Origin of the sequence: Sphingobacterium sp. UBA3519 (assembly GCF_002377215.1) — a bacterium.
GTDB lineage: Bacteria > Bacteroidota > Bacteroidia > Sphingobacteriales > Sphingobacteriaceae > Sphingobacterium > Sphingobacterium multivorum.
The window spans coordinates 139,202-158,496 of record NZ_DFPI01000033.1; the positions used below are offsets into that span (position 1 = coordinate 139,202).

Consider the following 19,295-nt stretch of genomic DNA (forward strand, 5'->3'; position numbering starts at 1 on the left):
TTTAAAAATTAAACCTTAATCCCACGCCTGCGGACGGTCGGAATTGTTCCAAGTCTGTACCCCACAAAACCTTTGTACGCCCTTGCAGGACTAACACAAAACGGTCGGACAGGTACGTTTCAAATGTGAGCCGTCCGCCTGCTCCGTAAACAAAATTGTCTTCGCTCAGTATCTTCGCTCCGTCATACAACATTGCTTCGCCACGGTTGATGCTTTCGTAACCGACTACGCCTGTTATTCCAAAGTTCAGCGTGATGTTCTTACGAACATCGCCCAACAGGAAGAAACTGTAACCGCCCTCTGCGGTATAAGTTTCCTGCGGTATGCGGAGGTCTTTATAATCGTGGTATTGGTGTGTATATTCCAACGCCCAAAGCTGGTAGTTACCATTTTTGCCGTTTACGGTCATTGCTACATTGATGTAATAATCGTTACCGATTTTATCATCGGACAGCACACCCGTACTCACTTCCAATCCTTTCTGTTTAGGTAACATTCTTTGTGCCTGTGTGACCGTGATGGCCATAAAGATGAGCATCACGGTATAGATATACTTTTTCATATTATTTACTTTAAAAGGTTATTAAAATTTCAGGTGCATATCGTTAATCAAACGAGCTTTGATTAAGTCGGAATTTTCTATCTGGAGTGTCTGATGCCTGCCACCGTTTTTCTCGAAAATCTCAATAAGTAGTACCTTGTCATCGGCAATGGTAAATTGGTCTAACAGGAACACGTTTTGCTCGGTCGTTTTTCCGCCAATCTCATCCAATGGTTTGTAAGTCCTAAGCGGTATCATCGGGCGTTCCTGCACTACGGTACGTTTGGCTACCTTTTTATCCACCACTTTGAAATTCACAAAATCAATCTGAAACGGCACATTGGTACGGTTTCTCAATTCCGTATGGAAATAGTATTTGCCGTTGTGTATGTAGATACCTTTGAGGATAAACTGAATACCGAAACTCTTAGCCCCGATATGCTTTACAATACGTTTGTCCTTTTTGTAAATGGTTTCCAAAAGCAAGCCTGCCAATGATGGCGAATTGTTGCCCAATTCTTCAAAAAGCACATCGTTTCCGTTGGCTTTATCAACCGCCTTTTGCATTGTCAAGAGGTCATAGCTCAACGCTTCGGGATAGGGACTGTAATACACATTGAAACTGTAAAAACGCCCGTCATTTGTGATAACTGAAAAATTGGTTTCCGCTTCAAATTCCCTCACCGATGCTTTTACACGCAATACATTTTCCGCATCTTCCGCTTTTCCAGCAATCAGGTATTCGCTTCCCAAATCCACATAACGGATGGCGGTCGGAAAAATAAGATGTGAAGTTTTATCGTAGGTAACTTCCATTCTATACGGTTCTATCTTGCCTAATGCAAGCGGAGTTTTTGCACTATCCTGTGCGTAAGATTGTACGGCAAAGCCGAGTATCAGGGCAAATGCCCAAAAGGTTTTTAAATGATTTTTCATTGTTTAAATTATTTGAGTTCAACATTATTTTTTAGATACAAGGAAGACCTGATGCCCTGCTTTTAGCGTAACCTTTGGGGTTCTTACCTTTTTGGCGAAATAGCCCGAAACACCCTGTACCACGCCACGGCTTAAATCAGCAGCAACCTGTTGTCCTGCATTCTGCGTGAGCATTATGCTTGTTCCCGAAGTCTGGCTCATATTGCCCGCCATTTCGGTAAGGGCGTTCATTTCGGGCGAATACGGAACGTACAAGCCTTGCTGTCCGTCCAAATCGTAAATAGTAATATCAACCGGAATGATGTTGCCCTCTAATTCTACGGAGGTAATCTTTAGCTGCAATCGACCTCCCTGAAATTTGGCATTAGCTGTTACAATCGTTCCTTTCGGAATGGTACGTTGAGGCGTTTGGGCTGGCTCTAACAATCGCAATCGTACCCCTGTTTCGCCAATAACCGTTTGCGCATCGTGTACACAGGCTTTGATACTGTTTTTCGGTTGTGCCGTTTGCTCAATAGAACCTGCGGTATAAAAGCCCCGGTTTCTTGTTTCGCTCCAATCGGCTAAAAAGGCACTGTCCGTAGGCTCACGATACAAAGCGGAAACGGTGTTCTTTCTTGTAGGTGTGAATGCCACAAAATGCTCCTTTTGAGTTGAACCTGCGGTAGCCGTACCTGCATCCTTAGCAGGTGGGGCTTCTGTCGAATTTGTACCTGTTGGCAGATACTTTGCCGCCATCTGGTAGGATTTCTCCATTATGGCAAGCTGGTCATCAACGGTTACAGATTTAGGTACATCTTTCTCGGCTAATTGTTCTTTTAGTTCGTCCAATTGCCTGCGGAGTTCTGTTGTTTCAGAGTTGTTATCCTGATAAAATGAACCCAATGTGCTTTGTGCATTGCGGTAACTGCTCAATGCAGGATTGCCGTTTCTTCCCGAACCTCTGCCAACGCCATAGCTGCTGTTTTCGTCTTCTTCGGGAAATTCATCATTAGGCTCTTTTTTGTCTTCAGTATTCCAATAGTCAGAAAGCGTGGTAAGTGCATTGCGTTTTTCTTGCTCTTTGCGTTCCAGCATTTCCAACTCGTAAGCCTTGCCTTTGTCGGCAGGCATTCCTGCTCCGGTAGCCTCCGGTACTGCATCGTTCAGCCCGATGTTCTCAATTTCCTTTTTGTCTGCGGATGGTTTAAATATGAGGTACATACAACCTACGAAGACAATTCCCATTAAGCCAAATATGAGTGGCTTTTTGAGCTTTTCGGCTTTGTTCTGTGTACCGTCTTGCAGTACATCAGTGGTTGCTGCCTGGTTCCCTTCCGTTACCCGAACAACCGACTTTTTGTTCTCATTTTCTTTCATAAATCTTGTTTTTTAGAATTGTTGATAATGTGTCCTGCAATCTTGCAGGACTTTCACTTTTTTTGAGGACAGGGTTTTCGATATGCTCAATGACCATATCGTTACCCGACTTTGAGGTATCGTACCATACTTTGCAAATGACACCTGCCGTAAGCAGTAGATACCCCACAAAAAAGTAAAGTGTGTATTGGTGCTGTTTCCGCAAGGGCAATGCCCGCCAGCGTTCGTCCAGCTTGTCAAAGTACCTGTCCATATTTGCTCTTAGTTTTTTCATAACCTTACTATTTCTGTTGTTATAGCTTGAAACGCTTAGGACTTTGACCTGCCTTTTGCTTCGGTTCTTCATTGACCAAAGCGACTGCCTCAACCGCTTTGGGTGCGGATATGACTGACAGGTTTGTCAGTTCCGATTTTTTCAGCAGTTGCCCAAATTGGTCTTTCCTTGCAACCTCCATTCTGTTAAGCGAGAATTTGCCGTTCAGGTATTTTACCCACATACTGCATTCTACACTTGGCTTGTCTTCGCCCGACCATTGCAGGTAGCCCGTCAGCAACAAGTCCTGTTTAGGCAAACTATCTGTACCTTTTTGGCAGTTTTCGAGGTATTCGCCGATACTTTCCTTCAACTTTCCAGCATACGCTCCCTGCGTATGGAAATAGCCGTTATATCCTTTATCGGTAAGGATTTTTGCAAACGTGCTTAAATCTGATAATGCTTCCATAAGATTGTTTTTTTAGCGTTCGATAACTTCTATATCCCTGTTTTCTATCACTGCAAACTTTTCGATGTTGAAGCCTTGCGGGTTGTTGTCCGAACGGACAGAGTTCACGAGATAACAGGAAGTAATCAGGTTACGCCTGGTCACGTTGCTCGAACGGATAATGAATTGTTTGGCGTAGGTACGCACCGCATAAGGATAGGTGTCGAAATTGCACACGACACTATCCACCTCAATGCGTTGCTGTACATTCCCCGAAATAATCCTGCTGTAATAGCCCTTTTCCGACAGGTCTTTGTAATAATCAAAAGCTGATTTATCGGCAAGGTTGAATGCCCTGCTCATATTGCTTTCGATAGCGTTCTTGTCGGGAGCAAGCGTAAAAAAGAGTTCGTGAAAACGCCTGACGTGTTCCCTTGCTTCCACAGGTCGGTTGATACTTGCATCTTGCGATAAGGCAAGCATCAACGATTTTCCATTATCCAGCACATAGATTTTTTGGCGTTGTTCGTCTGCAAAGCTGTAAGATTTCCAAAGTGAAAATCCTACCACGCTTAGGCAGAGAACGGCAAATACAATGGCATACAGCCGTATTTGCCTAAAACTGTTTTCGATATTTCTTAATGTTTTAAATTCCATTTTTAAATGATTTGATTGTTTTTATTTCCCCATTAACTTGCCACCGATATTTCCAACTGCCGAACCTGTTCCTGCTCCGGCGATATTTCCGGTTTTCATTGCGGCTTGGTTTACGTTACGGGTAAAGTTCCCTGCACCGCCTGCCTGAATAATCCAGCCTGTTACCGTTGGGATAGTGAAGTAGCCCACGATACCGATTATCATAAAGATGATGTACACGGTATTTGAGGTATCAGGAATGTAAGTCGGGTCGGCAAGCATTGCTATATCCTTTTCGATAATGAGGGATTGTATTTTGGCAAGCATAGAGCTGAACAGGTCTGCCACAGGCAACCACAGGTAAACGCTGACGTATCGGGTCAGCCATTGCGTGAGCGTGGACTGAAAACCGTCCCACACGCTTATCGCAAAGGCTATCGGCCCGAGTATGGACAGGACAATGAGAAAGAACGTCCTTATGGTATCAATAACCAAAGCTGCCGCCTGAAACAGTACCTCTAACAGATTGCGAAACCAATTCTTAATAGCTTGTTCGGTTTGGTAGGCAAACCTATCCATATACATTCCCGACATCGTAATCAAATCGCCGGGCGACCAGCCCAATTCTTCGAGCTTTTTATCAAATTCCTCATTTGATACGAGATAGGCTGTTTCAGGATTTCGTAGCATAGCTTCCCGTTCGAGCAGGTCTTTTTTCGCCTGCAAATTGTTGAGGTCAAGCACCTGATTTTCGAGGATTGTGTGAGTACCCTGTACCACCGGACTTAACACGGCATTGATTGTTCCCAATACGATAGTTGGGAAAAACATAATGCAAAGCCCCAAAGCGAAAGGACGAAGCAAAGGGTACATATCAATGGGTTCAGCCCTGCTCAAAGCCTGCCATACTTTTATGGCAACATAGAACAAAGCCCCCAATCCGGCTATCCCTTTAGCCACTGCCGCCATATCGGCGGACAGTGGGAGCATCTCATCATATAATGAGCGTAGGACTTCGTGAAGATTTTGAAATTCCATAACTACCAGTATTTTTGGTTAGGAGTTCCATAGAGGTCAAGCACTCTTTTGGTATTGTTCTGCTTTTTTGCTCTTAGAATACTTACAGAGATATTCTTATTGGTATAGTAGCGTACCAAGCTGTGGTATTCCTTTACTTCTTTGTACACTCTATCAATAATATCCATACGCTCTTTGTCGTTCAGCGAAAGGCTTGATGAGGTTACAATCTGTTTGAGTTCTTTCAGCAGTTCGGTACTTTCATTCAGCAATGCCGAATAACCATTGCTGATAGCTGCCAATTCCTGTGCAGAAAAATTCGGGTCGTTCATCATCTTACCGAAGTTGGTAACATACATTTCGGATACGTCACCGACAAGCAATACAGTCTGCTGTACCTTACGTGCATCTTTTACAAGATTATTTACAGCTTGTAGCTTGTCGTAATACTCCTTACCCTGTTTATACACCTTTTCCACTTCCTTGAAATTTTTAATTACATTGGATACCGTGGAAGAAGTCTGTACGATTTCATTCGCACTGTTGAGAATACCCGATGCCAGATTTGTGGGGTCGGTTACTACCCATTGTGCTTTTGCGGACGGTGCTACGGCGAGCATTAGTGCCGTACACACCATAAAAAGGAACTTTTTCATTTTTATGAATTTTAAAATGTTAATGACTATTGATTTGCTTTGTCACGCCTTTGCATTGCGATATGCTTAATGGCGAGTTCTACGTTACCGTCCAATTCGGAAGCTAATTGCATTACCTCCATTTTTTCGGTTTCTTCGGTGGTGTATGCGAGGTATTCCTCCAAACTAACTTCGGTGGCATAGACTGCCGAGTTCGTACCACCTAAGCCAATCCAAACCTCTTTGTACAGTCGGCTTGCATCGTTGTTCATATTGATAGAAAGTACCTGACCTTTTTCCTTATCTGTAAGCCCCAACATTGCCTGTATGTCATCGAATTTATTCATATACTTACGCTGGTCTAAGAGGATTTTACAGTCGGAATTGTTGATGATACTTTCTTTTACAATGGGCGACTGGATAATATCATCTACCTCTTGCGTAACGACAATCGCCTCTCCGAAGAATTTGCGGACGGTTTTAAATAAATATTTTATATATTCCGCCATTCCTTCTTTGGCAATCGCTTTCCACGCTTCTTCAATCAGGATGAGTTTTCGGATACCTTTCAGCCTCCGCATCTTGTTGATAAAAACTTCCATAATGATAATTGTGACTATGGGAAAGAGGATTTTGTGGTCTTTAATCGCATCAATTTCAAACACGATAAAGCGTTTGGAAAGCAGGTCTAACTGCTTGTCGGAGTTCAACAGATAATCGTATTCGCCACCCTTGTAGTAGGGTTCGAGGACGTTCAGGAAATTTGCAATGTCAAAGTCTTTTTCCCTTACCTGTTTTTCTTCGAGTACCTTGCGGTAATCACCTTTGACATACTCGTAGAAACCGTTGAATGATGGGTAAACATCATCTGTTTTGATACGTTCAATATAACCTGATACGGCATTGGATAATGCCACTTCTTCCGAACGGGTTGGCGGTTCATCATCACGTTTCCATAGTGTCAATATTAAGGTCTTAACACTTTCTCTCTTTTCGATGTCGAAAACCCCATCATCCGTGTAAAATGGATTGAATGCAATCGGGTTGTCTTCGGTGTACGTAAAATAAACACCGTCTTCACCTTTGGTCTTTCCTTTGATGAGTTCGCATAAGCCCTGATAAGAATTACCCGTATCTACCAACAATACGTGTGCGCCCTGTTCGTAGTATTGCCTTACCATATGGTTTGTGAAGAACGATTTTCCCGAACCTGACGGACCAAGTATAAACTTGTTCCGGTTCGTGATAATGCCACACTTCATAGGCAGGTCGGAAATATCCAAATGGATAGGTTTTCCTGTAAGCCTGTCAGCCATCTTGATACCGAACGGCGAGGGCGAATTGTGATAGTTGGTTTCTTCTGTGAAGAAGCACAAGGCAGGTTCGATAAAAGTGTAAAAACTTTCCTCACTCGGAAAATCGCCTGCATTGCCGGGCATTCCAGCCCAAAACAAAGTGGCTACGTCCGTAGTGTTGTGGCGAGGCTTACACTCCATCAATGCCAATGCACTACCGCAATCGTTCTTTAACTGTTTCAGCTCCGCAGGGTCTTCCGACCACGCCATAATGTTGAAGTGTGCCCTGATAGACGACAGACCGAAGCTGTGGGCTTCGTTCAGGTATTTTTCTATCCACTCTTTGTTGATTTGGTTTGCCCTGCTATACCTTGCCAAAGAGTGCATATTGCGGGCGGACTTTTCAAACTTTTGCAGGTTGTCTTCGCTGTTATCCAAAAACAAATATTGGTTGTAGATATGGTTACAGCTAAGGAGTAATCCCACGGGAGCAGCGAACGACAAACGGCAGTCGCTCCGGTCGGTGGATAGCTTTTCAAAACGGGTATCAGCCGATACCGTTCCGGGCAAATCGTCTGTATCGGACAAGGTGTGCAGGCTCAACCTTTTGTTTCCGATACGGACTTCTTCCGTTCCGAGTGCGATGTCCTGCATCGGTGTTCCGCTTTCCCTTGACAGGGTTAGGTACTGTTCCAACAATCCCTGCTTTTCGTCCGTTCCGATGATTTCATCTTCGGTAAGGCGTTGCAGGGTTATGAAACCGCTATCGTTCACGATACGCTCAAACTGTGCCACCGCTTCCATAAAGCGGTGTATCGTTTCCTTGTTCCTGATTTCCTTTGGTATGAGCGTACCTTTGCAAAGCGAACTGAAGTTGCTTTGCATACGCATTCTTTCCTTAGTGGTCTTGGTCAGGAACAGGTAACAATAATGGTTCAGAAATGGTCGCTCATTAAAATGGCGTTGGTAGGATTTAGCCAAAAAACTTTGGTCTTCCTTTGCCAAATCGGGAGCATAGCTTTCTTTGATGTACCAATCCTGTTTGTGGATGACCGTAAAATCCGGCAAGGTCTTGATAGCCTTATGCCAGGCGGAGTGAATAGCTTCGTATTCCGCCGCTGCTACCGTAAACAGTTCCGGCAAACGAACCTCAAAGCAGGCGGTAATGTCCGCATCTTTGGAAAGGATGCAGTTGTTTTCTACTGCCAACAAAGGAAATTTGTTTTCCAGCGTTGTTGTCTTTGCAACGTTTCTCATAGGGCATTCGATTTAGGAGTGAATTTCAGATAGCGGTGTACAGGCTTGCGACAAATGATGTATCGGGGATGTCTTTTTCCTGCTCCGATTTTCATTAGCCCGTGTTCGCCGTACTTCCTGTTTAGTGAAAAGGTCTGCCACACAATGAGCGAAGCACCGCCTGCTCCGAGGAACAGGCAGATGTAAGAGTTTACGCCTGCCATATACAGTATCATCACGAGGATGAGCGTACCGAGCAGTCCGCCAGCGAAAATGAACAGGTATTGTGCTTTCAGTCCCTTAAATTCCACTGTCCTGCCAATGCCTTTGTTTATGTTGTAATTGTTCATAAAGCAAAGGATTAAAGGAAGAATGAACGCAGGATGGTAGCCGCTACGATTAAGAAGATACACGCACCGAACCAGCTTGCCGCAGTCTTCGATGTGTCGGGGTCGCCCGAACTGAACTTATTGTAAACTTTAACGCCCCCTATCAAGCCCACGACCGCACCGATGGCGTAGATTAATTGGGTTGCGGGGTCGAAATAGGAAGTTACCATTTGGGTAGCCTCGTTGATACCTGCCGAGCCGTTTCCCTGTGCGAACGCACCAATTCCTGACAGCATAGCCACGGCTGCCAGCAAAACTTTTTTTCTCTGTTTTTCCATAATTGAAACACATTAATTTGTTATTGTTATCCCGCACCTTGCGGACTTTCGGAACAAAGGTGTTTCAGAAATCAGGGCGTTATAATAAAGTGGCAGTCAAAGGAATGATTTGGCAGTGAGTGGCTTTATAGAAAGTCTAAATCCGTATTTATTAAACTATTTTGCTTAAATTTGACATATTTAGACAAGTCTTAAAAAAGCAAAATGGCATTTGGAAAACACATAAAAAGACTAAGAGAAAGTAAAGGATTGTTCCTACGGGAAGTTGGGGCTGCATTGGAACTGGATAGTGCTTTTATCAGTAAAGTCGAAAATGAAGAAAGACCATTGCCAAGAAAACACATCGAAAAGCTTGCAGAATTTTTGAATACCCCAATTGATGAGCTATTGGTTTTATGGTTTTCAGATAAAATAAAGGGACTTATTGACGATAAAGAAATAGGAAAGCAGGCTTTAAAAATTGTTTTAAAAGAATTAAATGCAATCAAGAATAATGCAGATTAGGTTTTTAACAACTCTTCTTTGGCAATAAAAAGGTTAACAAATAAAATATGCGAATATGAAATACATTTTACTCAACAATAACAGTTCTGTTGCTTATGATGATAGTGATGCTACTGATATAAAAGTATATATCGACGGCAAACTTCACGATTTCAAAGAAAGTACCGAAAATAGAATTGATTATGCAATTGCAACAAATAGGAATAAATACTCCCAAACTCTAAATAATCAGTTTGAGAATTTATTACTTCTAACTGGTGCAGGGTCATCTATTGGTTGGGGAAAAGATGGGAAGTTGGGTAAGTCGATGGCAAATTTATGGGATGATGCGGAAGCTCTTTTAACAGCCGATGTTTTTGGAAAGTTACTTGAAACTATTGGCTACGATGAAAAATGGGATGATGGCTCTATAGTAAAGAATTTAGAAAAGGTTCTTTCTATGGCAACACCTGCTATACCATATATACCCAAAGAGGATATAGATATTGAGGATTGTGTAAACAAAATTAAAGATTTTATCAAAGAAGCCTGTCAATTGAGTTTGCCAGATAATTCGCCACATACGCTCTTATTAAATAAAATAACGAAACGCAAAGTTACTTTACCAAGATTTAAGCTGTTTACATTGAATTATGACCTAATGTTTGAACAATCAGCTTGTGAAAGCAATTTTGTTGTTATAGACGGGTTTTCATTTTCTCAACCAAGAATATTTAGTGGGCGTAATTATGATTACGATATTGTTTCCCGCAATCAAAGTAGAGTAAAAGAAGAAGACAATTTTATTCAAAAAGTTTTCCATTTGTACAAATTACACGGTTCTGTAAATTGGGAAAAGCAAGACAACAAGATTATACAAAAAGAAGAACCTGACGAACCATTGATGATATATCCACATCAATCAAAATATGAAAGCTCTTATGAACAGCCGTATTTTGAAATGATGTCGAGGTTCCAGTCCAATTTGAGAAAGGAGAATGTTTTCCTTATTACAATAGGCTTTAGTTTCGGGGATAAACATATCGTAACCGCAATCATCGAAGCCTTGGAACAAAATCCAGGCTTTCAATTGATGATTGTAAATAAAGGGATAGATGAAACCAACGAAAATATGAAACCCTTTATTGATGCTGCAAACAAATATTCCAATATATCTATTGTTTCAGAAACCTTTGAGGATTTCGCTAAGAATTATCCTGACTTAAAATCTTACAATCAGGAAGATACACGACAAATAGTAATTAATATCCCTAATAGTTAGATATGAGCAATAGCCCCTTTAATCACAGTCATTTTCTTGGGTATGTAAATTTTGTATCCCCTGCATTTGTGAAAGTGCATTTCCCGTCTTCTGTTTTGATGAAAACATTTGTTCACCACGCAGAAGTGTTGAGAGGTGGACTTGTAGGAAACTATATTGTTGTTGAGGGAGAGGAAAAAGGTTTTCTGGGAAAAATGTTGGAAATATCGTTACCTGAAAAAGAACGGTTGGAATTAAGTGAAAGAACTTTTTCAACTAAAGCATTTCATCCAGTAGGAAGAATAGAAATTCTTTTATCATTTGATTTGTTTGACCCGAGTAGAATAGAAAAAGGGATAAATAGCCTCCCACTCATTGGTTCTAAGGTATTCATTTGTTCGTCGGAATTTCTTTCTACACATTTCAAAACCTTTGGCATAAAACCCGAAAATATCGAACATTCTCCTACTTTTAGAATGGGGAATTTGATATACGATAAAAATGTTCCCGTAGATATTTCTTTGCAAGCGATATTTAGTCGTCATTGTGCGGTTGTTGGTACAACTGGAGGAGGGAAAAGTTATACCATCAGCAAATTTATTGAGGGAGTTATAGAAACCGGAGCAAAAGCTATAATCTTAGACCCAACGGGAGAATACTCTACATTTGATGCTCATCCAAAAGTTGACCATTCAACACTGATTTCAGAAAGCTATTTTCCATATCAGAATTTAACCATTAATGATTTATTCGTTCTGTTCAGACCATCAGGACAAGTACAGCAACCCGTTTTATTGGAAGCTATTAAGTCGTTAAAAGTTGCACATTGCTTATTAGGGAATATTCCTAATAATGGACATAATAATGATGGAACTAACGATACTTTTACATTCAGGGGTCAGCAAGTAGTTATAAATAATGGATTAGTTGTAAAACAAAATAATATTACTGCGGCATATAATAATGCCTACTTTACTTATAAATCTATTATAGAAGATTTCACAATAAATAATTTCAGTATAAATCTACTCCACAGGCAAATAGGGAATGAATGTTTTCAAATATTCAACGACCGTTGGGCAAACAATAGAGATGAAAGAAATTATGGAAATGCAACGAGTTTAATAATGCGTGTTAACAATGTAATATCGGACAATGATTATTCCGGTATGTTTGGATTTAATGCTCCAACCACAAATAACCTAATAACCAAGATAGACGAGTTTTTGAATAATCCAGAATTAAATATTTTAAGAATTGGTTTTGAAAATGTACCTTATAATTTTCAGGCAAGAGAAATCTTGGCAAATTCATTGGGAAGATACTTATTGAATAAAGCTCGAACTAATATTTTCAGAGAAAATCCTCTAATTCTCTTTGTAGATGAAGCCCATCAGTTTTTAAACAAGAAAATTAAGGATGAATATTTTGAAAGCACAGAATTAAATGCTTTTGATAACATTGCTAAAGAAAGTCGTAAATATGGATTATTTCTATGTTTATCAACACAAATGCCAAGAGATATTCCTGTTGGTACGCTAAGTCAAATGGGAACATTCATTACTCATAGGCTGATAAATTATCAAGATAAGGAAGCAATCGCGAGTGCTTGCTCGACTGCCAATAAAGAAACTCTTTCTTTTTTACCATCTTTAGGGTCAGGAGAAGCAATTATTATGGGAGTTGATTTTCCAATGCCAATATCAGTCAAAGTAGATATGCCAACAATTACACCGAAGTTCGATACTCCAAAATTTGTAAAAATAGCGGGCACTTAGTTTTATAGCGTTTGAACAATTTTTAATTTGTGTCTAACATACAAAAGGGAGCTTGCCTAAACAAACTCCCCAATGTCAAAATCACTCAAATCACTTTTCCGCAAAGTGGAAGAACTGTCTTCCGTTTCAGATGAAAGGGTGCTATCCAAAAGCTCGGCTATTCTTCGGGAAGCATCTTCCATAGAATTCTCCAATAGGCTGAATAATTCGGTTCCCTGTATTTTTTGAACTATGGCTATCGCTGTTTCCTTTTGGGCTGGTTCCAATTCTTCTTTTTGGAGCAACACCCCCACGGAGCTTAGTTCTTCAAAGGTAACCCCTTGGGCAAAACCGTCATCGCCACCGGATATTCCGTACCTGTTCCAATCTTCTTCCTCTTCCTCCAAATCAGGTATATTACTGAAAACTTCGTCCAGCTCTTCCTTGCGGATTTGAATGCCGACGTTTTCATTTTCGTCGTATTCAATGTCTAAATTAGCGGGGTTTATCTCCGGTTCCTCAATTTGGCGTTCATTGGCAGCGTTTGGCATTGAAAGGCGTTCTACGGATTTTGGCTGCCCCATAATATCGGGCAGGTTCGGATTGACTTTCTTCTGCGGAGGTTCTTGTTTTGTCCTTTTCTTAATGACAATCTTATCCTGTAAAAGCAGGACAATGACTATCAGCAGGCATATCACAATTACTATTTCCATAACGTAGGTTTTTTAAAACAAGCCTTTGTACTTTTCGTTGAACTCTTTTGTAATCATATCTTCAAATACTTTAAAATGATGTTCAAGAATATTATTGAGATAGGCAAACAAGGGTATTTTATCATCGCCTATAATCTGGACTATGCGGGTTAAACGCTCGTGATGTTCAGGACTTAGGTATATGCTTTTATTGCCTCTTTTCTGCATTTTATTCATTTGCATAAATGCGTTTTCATAGGTTGTTTTAGCTGTATTGCTAACTGTATCGGAGTTGCTGCCGGCTGCAACAGTATTCCTGTTCTTTTTATCTTTCTTCATTATAGAATGGGTTTAAAATGTTCATTGAAATAATCGGTAATATCGTCCCCGTACTCCCTGAAATGATGTTCAAGAATATTGTCAATGTAAGAGTAGAGCGTTGTTCTTTCTTCCCTTGTCAGTTGAACGATGCGGAGCAATCTTTCGTGGTATTCAGGGCGTATGTAAACGACCTTGCCATTACGCCCCGATGGAAAACGATTGACCAAAAACGTTTCCTCGTAGTCCGCTTTCTTTGATGAACTGTTACGGGCTTTTTCCCTGGGCTTGTTTTCCTTTGGTACATCCTGCTTTTTGTTAATGGTCGGTGGAGCAACAGGCTCATCGCCGCTTATGACGTTCATAAGGTATTCCTCATCAACATTGGGCTTTTCAAAATCGTTGTTTTTGTTATCTGAAGCCATACTTTACTATTTTTATAGATGAGTGATTTTTAAAAATTCCTCGACAAACAAATCCATTTTAGTTGCTTTCATTAACTGTGGTTCGGCAGGCAGCAAACTTGACCTGAATACATAACTGCCTGTGTCGTCTGTTTCCTTTCGGAAACGCTTGCTGTCCATTATCCTTGTTTCCATTATGGGCAGGTTGAGTTCTTTGATGACACTTTGATACGCATCATACAAACCTGTTTTTTCCCTGCCATCCACTTGGTTCCAGAACAGCCACATCTCTTGTTCGGGATTGCCCTCGTCCGTTTGGGGAAGTCCGAGAAAGGCTTTGGTAAAGCCCAATGTACTTTCCACTACCAAACGGTCGGCAGTAATGGGCGAAAAGATGAAGTCCATTTTTTTTAAGGTTGTCAGTACACCTTTGGTATTGGCTGTTCCCGGCAGGTCGAAGAAAATAACATCCGGCACAACCGCCGACTGGCTTCTGTATTCCGATGCTTTCTCCAGAGCTGTTTCAGCCTTGCATTTGATAATCGGGTACGCTTTTTTGTTGATGGCTTGAAACTGCTTCATTGCCGCCTTTTTATGGTAGTCGTTCTGCATTATGGTTCTCTTATCCCGTTCACGCATATTGGTCAGGCTGTGTTGCGGAAAGTCGCAGTCCATCACCAGCACATTAAAACCTAAACGGTAGTGAAGCACACTTGCCAGCAAGGTGGTCATTGTAGATTTTCCCACACCGCCTTTTTGGGTGGAGAAGCTGATTTTTAAAGTTTTCTTTGTTGTTTCCATTATTTAAAAATTTATTGTTACACACTTTATTTGTTTTGCAGGATTGAATATTGGTTTATCTGATTATTACCTCATTCCTATATTCCTGCATTCCCTTTTGCGTACTTTCCTGCACAGGTATTTGCTTTCATTTTTGCCTTGTCAGGCACATTCTTTAGCAAGTGGCAAACCTTACAATAGGTAAATTGCTTTACCGCTTTTATGCTTTTACACTTTTATTGTTTTATGCTTTTAAAACCTTATGCTTTTATTCCAAACTGCCTGTTTGCAAACCTGATTTTCTTCTTTGTCGAAATACATTTTTTACTACCTGCACTAAAATTATACGGCAAATAAAGCGATTGATTTATCCGCTGATTGAGGTGTGGCAGTGTTTGGCACTCAAAGGCAGTCTTTGTCCGGGTATCGCATTGCAATACTCTTACAGGTAGGGCTTTACTTTGTACAATGATTATTATTAACGGATTTATGCAAAAGTCTTTTGACAAAATGGAGGGTAACGGGAACGGCATCGAGCCGTTTTCCCTGTTACATTTAATCCGTCCCGAAGGGCGGATTTTTGTGTTCAACGGAACACGGCAAGTTGTGTTTTGAGCATCTCGGAATGATTTCCGATGCTCAAAACAACTTGCCCTTTGCAGGGGCAGAAAACACCTTCCGAAGTCAGGGTTTTGTATGGATTTAAAATGGATTAGTGATGAATGATAATAACAATAAGCAACAGAAGAAGACCGGACGCCGCCCGAAAAAAGACCCGGCGAACATCCGATACACGATTTCCTTTAACGAGCAGGAACACGCCCGTTTTCTTGCTCTTTTTGACAAATCAGGTATGCAGGTAAAGGCGCATTTTATTACGTCCTGCATCTTTGACAAGACCATAAAGACCATTCAGATTGACAAAGGAACAGTTGATTTTTATATGCGGCTGACCTCTTTTCACAGCCAGTTCCGTTCCATAGGCGTGAACTACAACCAAATTGTAAAGCTGTTGTACAAGAATTTTTCGGAGAAAAAAGCCGCAGCATTCCTGTACAAACTGGAAAAACAAACGGCTGAAATGGCGATGCTCTGTCAAAAAATCATTCAGATGAGCGAGGAATTTGATGCAAAATACCTCAAAAAATAGCGGTAGAAATGATAGCAAAGATTGGCAGAAGCGGGAATTTATACGGAGCATTGGCGTACAATCAGCTCAAAGTAGAAAATGAAAACGGACAAATTTTGTTCGCCAATAAGATAATTGAAACCGCTAACGGGCATTATTCCGTTGCACAATTAGCCCAATCTTTTGCGCCCTATCTGATTGCCAACCGAAATACCGAGAAACATACTTTGCATATTTCGCTCAACCCCGACCCGAATGACAAGGTAAGCGATGATAAATTTCGGGAAATAGCAGAGGAATATATGCGTGAAATGGGTTACGGCGAACAGCCTTTTGTAGTATTCAAACACACCGATATTGACCGCAGCCACATCCATATTGTATCGGTTTGTGTTGATGAGCAGGGCAAAAAAATTTCGGATAAGTTCGAGAAAATGCGGTCTATGAACCTGTGCCGGGAGTTGGAAAAAAAACACGGGTTGATACCCGCAACAGATAAAGAGCGCAATCAGAATGATAAGGTTTTCCGTCCGGTAGATTATAGGGCAGGCGATGTAAAAAGCCAAATCGCTTCGGTAGTCCGACACCTGCCGAACTATTACCAGTACCAAAGTTTGGGCGAATACAATGCCTTGCTATCTCTTTTCAATATTACCGCCGAGAAAATCGAAGGAGAATTGCAGGGAAAAATGCAGCAGGGTTTATTGTACATTCCATTAAATGAAAAAGGCGAAAGAGCCGGGCATCCGTTTAAGGCTTCCCTCTTCGGCAAGGGCGCAGGGCTACCTGCTTTGGAATTGCATTTTGCGAAATGCAAAACAGCTTTAAAAGACCACCCAAGCAAGCAAACCCTAAAAGCTGCCGCTACCATTGCCCTGAAAACAACGAGCGATGAGCAGGCTTTCAAAAAGCAATTGGCTGAACAGGGCATTAACGTAGTGGTACGCCGGAATGATACAGGTCGCATTTACGGAATGACTTTTATAGACCATAATTCTAAAACGGTTTGGAACGGTTCACGCTTAGCAAAGGAACTTTCTGCCAATGTCTTTAATGATTATTGGAACAATAACATCAAACCGGAGATAAAAGAACCTGCTTTACAGCAACCCAAAATATCCACATCAAATGATGCGGATCTTCCTGCGGAAGAAGCACACCATTTGTTCGATTTCTTAACTACGGAAAAACACGAAGACGGTTTGATTGAAGCATTGGGCGGTTTGCTACCCGAAGCCCAGGGCGAGGATTATGAAGAATTGGATTTTGCTAACAAGATGAAGAAGAAACGCAAACGCCAAAGAGGTCAGAAATAGTAATCAGCCAAATACTGCCACACAACGCCACTGGCTGCCACTTTCTTATAGCCACTCCATAGAGCCTTTAAATTCACGCCCGAACATTAAAACTTAAAATAATGCAGGGAGAAGACGATTTAAGAGGGCTTGCCAAGATAATGGCTTTTATGCGGGCAGTCAGTATTCTTTTGGTACTGATGCACCTTTATTGGTTCTGCTACGGTTTCTTTTTAGAACGTGGGTGGACGTTGGAAGTAATCAACAAAATACTGGGCAATTTCGACAGAACGGCAGGTTTGTTCTCACATACCTTATACACCAAAGCATTTGCTTTGGTTTTGTTGGCTTTGAGTTGCTTAGGAACGAAAGGCGTAAAAAATGAGAAGATAACCTGGTCTAAAATTTATGTGGCTTTGGGGGTAGGCTTTGTGCTGTTTTTTCTTAATACCTCATTATTAAAGCTATCTCCGGCAACAGGCACATTTCTGTATATCCTTACCATCTCTTTAGGTTATATCTCCTTATTGATGGCAGGTGTATGGATGAGCCGTTTGCTCCGTACTAACCTTATGGACGACGTTTTCAATAATGAAAACGAGAGCTTCCAACAGGAAACCAAGCTGATGGAAAATGAATACTCCGTCAACTTGCCCACCAAATTTTACTACAAGGGCAAATGGAACAACGGTTGGATAAACATCGTAAATCCTTTCAGGGCATCTATCGTGTTGGGTACTCCGGGTTCAGGAAAATCCTATGCTATCGTAAATAACTACATCAAGCAGCAGATTGAGAAAGGCTTTAGTATGTATATCTACGATTTCAAATTCGACGACCTTTCTACCATTGCCTACAATCACTTACTGAAGCATCGCGACAAGTATAAAATTCAGCCGAAATTCTATGTGATAAATTTTGACGACCCACGCAAGAGCCATCGTTGCAATCCACTCAATCCCGACTTTATGACGGATATTTCCGATGCTTACGAAGCAGCTTATACCATAATGCTGAACCTCAACAGGTCGTGGATACAGAAGCAAGGGGATTTTTTCGTGGAAAGCCCAATTATCTTGCTTGCAGCTATTATTTGGTATCTGAAAATCTATGAAAACGGCAAGTATTGCACATTCCCGCACGCCATTGAATTACTGAATAAAAAGTATTCGGACGTATTCACAATTCTTACCTCATACCCTGATTTAGAGAATTATTTATCGCCCTTTATGGATGCTTGGCAAGGCGGCGCACAAGACCAGTTACAGGGGCAAATTGCTTCTGCAAAAATTCCTTTATCAAGAATGATAAGCCCGCAGCTTTATTGGGTAATGACTGGCGACGACTTCACGCTCGACATCAACAACCCGAACGAGCCGAAGATTTTATGCGTTGGTAACAATCCTGACCGTCAAAATATTTACTCCGCAGCTTTGGGTTTGTACAATTCAAGGATTGTAAAACTCATCAATAAAAAAGGGCAGTTAAAGAGTTCGGTTATCATAGATGAGTTGCCCACAATTTATTTTAGGGGACTGGATAACCTTATCGCAACGGCGAGAAGTAATAAGGTAGCCGTTTGCCTGGGCTTTCAGGACTTTTCGCAATTAACGAGGGATTACGGCGACAAAGAGAGCAAGGTAATACAGAACACGGTTGGTAATATATTCAGTGGTCAGGTGGTTGGAGAAACGGCAAAAAGTTTATCTGAACGCTTCGGCAAGGTGTTGCAGAAACGCCAAAGTATGACCATTAACAGAAATGATAAATCTACTTCGATATCCACACAGTTAGACAGCCTCATACCTGCATCAAAAATCTCAACTTTGACACAAGGTATGTTTGTAGGTTCTGTATCGGATAACTTTGATGAACGTATCGAGCAAAAAATATTTCACGCCGAAATTGTGGTAGATAATGAAACAGTTGCTGCCGAAACAAAAGCCTATCAGAAAATACCGGAAATCCTGTCCTTTGTTGATAAGCAGGGTGAAGATAAAATGAAGCAGGAAATTGAAGCCAATTACAAACAGATAAAATCAGATATACTAAATATTGTTGTAAGTGAAATGGAACGCATCAAGAATGACCCCGATTTACAGCATTTGGTACAGGAGTGATAAAATAAAAGGGAAGTCTAACACCGTCTAACA

Annotated in this window: 21 protein-coding genes; 6 read left to right on the top strand and 15 right to left on the bottom strand. The window is 41.2% G+C overall.

Annotated features, from left to right (window positions below):
• Position 1: 1 nt before the first annotated feature.
• Genes B3297_RS21055 through B3297_RS21105 form a run of 11 tightly spaced genes read right to left on the bottom strand, consistent with a single transcriptional unit; the run spans position 2 to position 9,023 of the window.
• Positions 2–562, bottom strand: coding sequence for a conjugal transfer protein TraO (locus B3297_RS21055; RefSeq protein WP_066439701.1), 561 nt, complete (start codon positions 560–562; stop codon positions 2–4).
• Positions 563–583: 21 nt separating this feature from the next.
• Positions 584–1,477: a conjugative transposon protein TraN gene (traN, locus tag B3297_RS21060; RefSeq protein WP_066439697.1), complete on the bottom strand. Its 894-nt coding sequence runs from the start codon at positions 1,475–1,477 to the stop codon at positions 584–586.
• A gap of 24 nt (positions 1,478–1,501) precedes the next feature.
• Positions 1,502–2,836 carry a conjugative transposon protein TraM gene (gene traM, locus B3297_RS21065; RefSeq protein WP_066439696.1) on the bottom strand — a complete coding sequence of 445 codons (1,335 nt, stop codon included), beginning with the start codon at positions 2,834–2,836 and terminating at the stop codon, positions 1,502–1,504.
• Entirely contained in the window at positions 2,823–3,110 is a 288-nt protein-coding gene (locus B3297_RS21070; protein ID WP_019974903.1) for a hypothetical protein, read from the bottom strand. The genes traM and B3297_RS21070 overlap by 14 nt, the downstream gene beginning before the upstream one ends.
• Positions 3,111–3,129: 19 nt before the next feature.
• Positions 3,130–3,558 (bottom strand): hypothetical protein, encoded by a 429-nt coding sequence (locus B3297_RS21075; RefSeq protein ID WP_066439692.1) that lies wholly within the window; start codon positions 3,556–3,558, stop codon positions 3,130–3,132.
• Between the two features lie 12 nt (positions 3,559–3,570).
• The gene (traK, locus tag B3297_RS21080) at positions 3,571–4,194 is read right to left on the bottom strand and encodes a conjugative transposon protein TraK (RefSeq protein WP_026357463.1); all 624 of its coding nucleotides are present in this window, start codon (positions 4,192–4,194) and stop codon (positions 3,571–3,573) included.
• Positions 4,195–4,215: 21 nt separating this feature from the next.
• Positions 4,216–5,211, bottom strand: a complete 996-nt coding sequence (gene traJ, locus B3297_RS21085) for a conjugative transposon protein TraJ (RefSeq protein WP_059333820.1) — start codon at positions 5,209–5,211, stop codon at positions 4,216–4,218.
• 2 nt (positions 5,212–5,213) lie between these two features.
• A complete protein-coding gene (locus B3297_RS21090; protein WP_019974899.1) occupies positions 5,214–5,846 on the bottom strand; it encodes a DUF4141 domain-containing protein in 633 nt (210 codons plus the stop codon).
• 26 nt (positions 5,847–5,872) lie between these two features.
• Positions 5,873–8,377, bottom strand: a complete 2,505-nt coding sequence (locus tag B3297_RS21095) for a TraG family conjugative transposon ATPase (protein WP_286779456.1) — start codon at positions 8,375–8,377, stop codon at positions 5,873–5,875.
• The gene (locus B3297_RS21100; RefSeq protein WP_019974897.1) at positions 8,374–8,706 is read right to left on the bottom strand and encodes a DUF4133 domain-containing protein; all 333 of its coding nucleotides are present in this window, start codon (positions 8,704–8,706) and stop codon (positions 8,374–8,376) included. The genes B3297_RS21095 and B3297_RS21100 overlap by 4 nt, the downstream gene beginning before the upstream one ends.
• Positions 8,707–8,717: 11 nt before the next feature.
• A complete protein-coding gene (locus B3297_RS21105) occupies positions 8,718–9,023 on the bottom strand; it encodes a DUF4134 domain-containing protein (protein ID WP_002979435.1) in 306 nt (101 codons plus the stop codon).
• Positions 9,024–9,227: 204 nt separating this feature from the next.
• On the opposite strand from B3297_RS21105, the gene B3297_RS21110 reads away from it, so the two are divergent.
• The 3 genes from B3297_RS21110 to B3297_RS21120 are packed head-to-tail and all read left to right on the top strand — an operon-like array spanning position 9,228 to position 12,545.
• On the top strand, positions 9,228–9,527 hold the full coding sequence (locus B3297_RS21110) for a helix-turn-helix domain-containing protein (RefSeq protein ID WP_019974895.1): 300 nt from the start codon (positions 9,228–9,230) through the stop codon (positions 9,525–9,527).
• A gap of 55 nt (positions 9,528–9,582) precedes the next feature.
• Positions 9,583–10,788, top strand: a complete 1,206-nt coding sequence (locus B3297_RS21115) for an SIR2 family protein (protein ID WP_019974894.1) — start codon at positions 9,583–9,585, stop codon at positions 10,786–10,788.
• Positions 10,789–10,790: 2 nt separating this feature from the next.
• On the top strand, positions 10,791–12,545 hold the full coding sequence (locus B3297_RS21120) for an ATP-binding protein (protein ID WP_026357461.1): 1,755 nt from the start codon (positions 10,791–10,793) through the stop codon (positions 12,543–12,545).
• A 56-nt stretch (positions 12,546–12,601) separates the two neighbouring features.
• Here the strand turns inward: B3297_RS21120 and B3297_RS21125 are convergent, their stop codons facing one another.
• From B3297_RS21125 to B3297_RS21140, 4 genes are read right to left on the bottom strand one after another with little or no spacing between them, the layout of a single operon-like run.
• The gene (locus tag B3297_RS21125; RefSeq protein WP_019974892.1) at positions 12,602–13,237 is read right to left on the bottom strand and encodes a hypothetical protein; all 636 of its coding nucleotides are present in this window, start codon (positions 13,235–13,237) and stop codon (positions 12,602–12,604) included.
• Between the two features lie 12 nt (positions 13,238–13,249).
• Entirely contained in the window at positions 13,250–13,555 is a 306-nt protein-coding gene (locus tag B3297_RS21130; RefSeq protein ID WP_066434593.1) for a DUF3408 domain-containing protein, read from the bottom strand.
• Positions 13,555–13,959, bottom strand: coding sequence for a DUF3408 domain-containing protein (locus B3297_RS21135; RefSeq protein ID WP_066434606.1), 405 nt, complete (start codon positions 13,957–13,959; stop codon positions 13,555–13,557). Before B3297_RS21135 ends, B3297_RS21130 begins: the two co-directional genes overlap by 1 nt.
• A 12-nt stretch (positions 13,960–13,971) precedes the next feature.
• On the bottom strand, positions 13,972–14,739 hold the full coding sequence (locus tag B3297_RS21140) for a ParA family protein (RefSeq protein WP_019974889.1): 768 nt from the start codon (positions 14,737–14,739) through the stop codon (positions 13,972–13,974).
• Between the two features lie 697 nt (positions 14,740–15,436).
• On the opposite strand from B3297_RS21140, the gene mobA reads away from it, so the two are divergent.
• The 3 genes from mobA (at position 15,437) to mobC (ending at position 19,262) form a co-directional block, all read left to right on the top strand.
• The gene (gene mobA / locus B3297_RS21145; protein WP_066440844.1) at positions 15,437–15,868 is read left to right on the top strand and encodes a conjugal transfer protein MobA; all 432 of its coding nucleotides are present in this window, start codon (positions 15,437–15,439) and stop codon (positions 15,866–15,868) included.
• An 8-nt stretch (positions 15,869–15,876) separates the two neighbouring features.
• Positions 15,877–17,163, top strand: a complete 1,287-nt coding sequence (gene mobB / locus B3297_RS21150) for a conjugal transfer protein MobB (protein ID WP_066440843.1) — start codon at positions 15,877–15,879, stop codon at positions 17,161–17,163.
• Between the two features lie 98 nt (positions 17,164–17,261).
• Positions 17,262–19,262 carry a conjugal transfer protein MobC gene (gene mobC / locus B3297_RS21155; protein WP_286779502.1) on the top strand — a complete coding sequence of 667 codons (2,001 nt, stop codon included), beginning with the start codon at positions 17,262–17,264 and terminating at the stop codon, positions 19,260–19,262.
• The last annotated feature ends 33 nt before the right edge of the window (positions 19,263–19,295 follow it).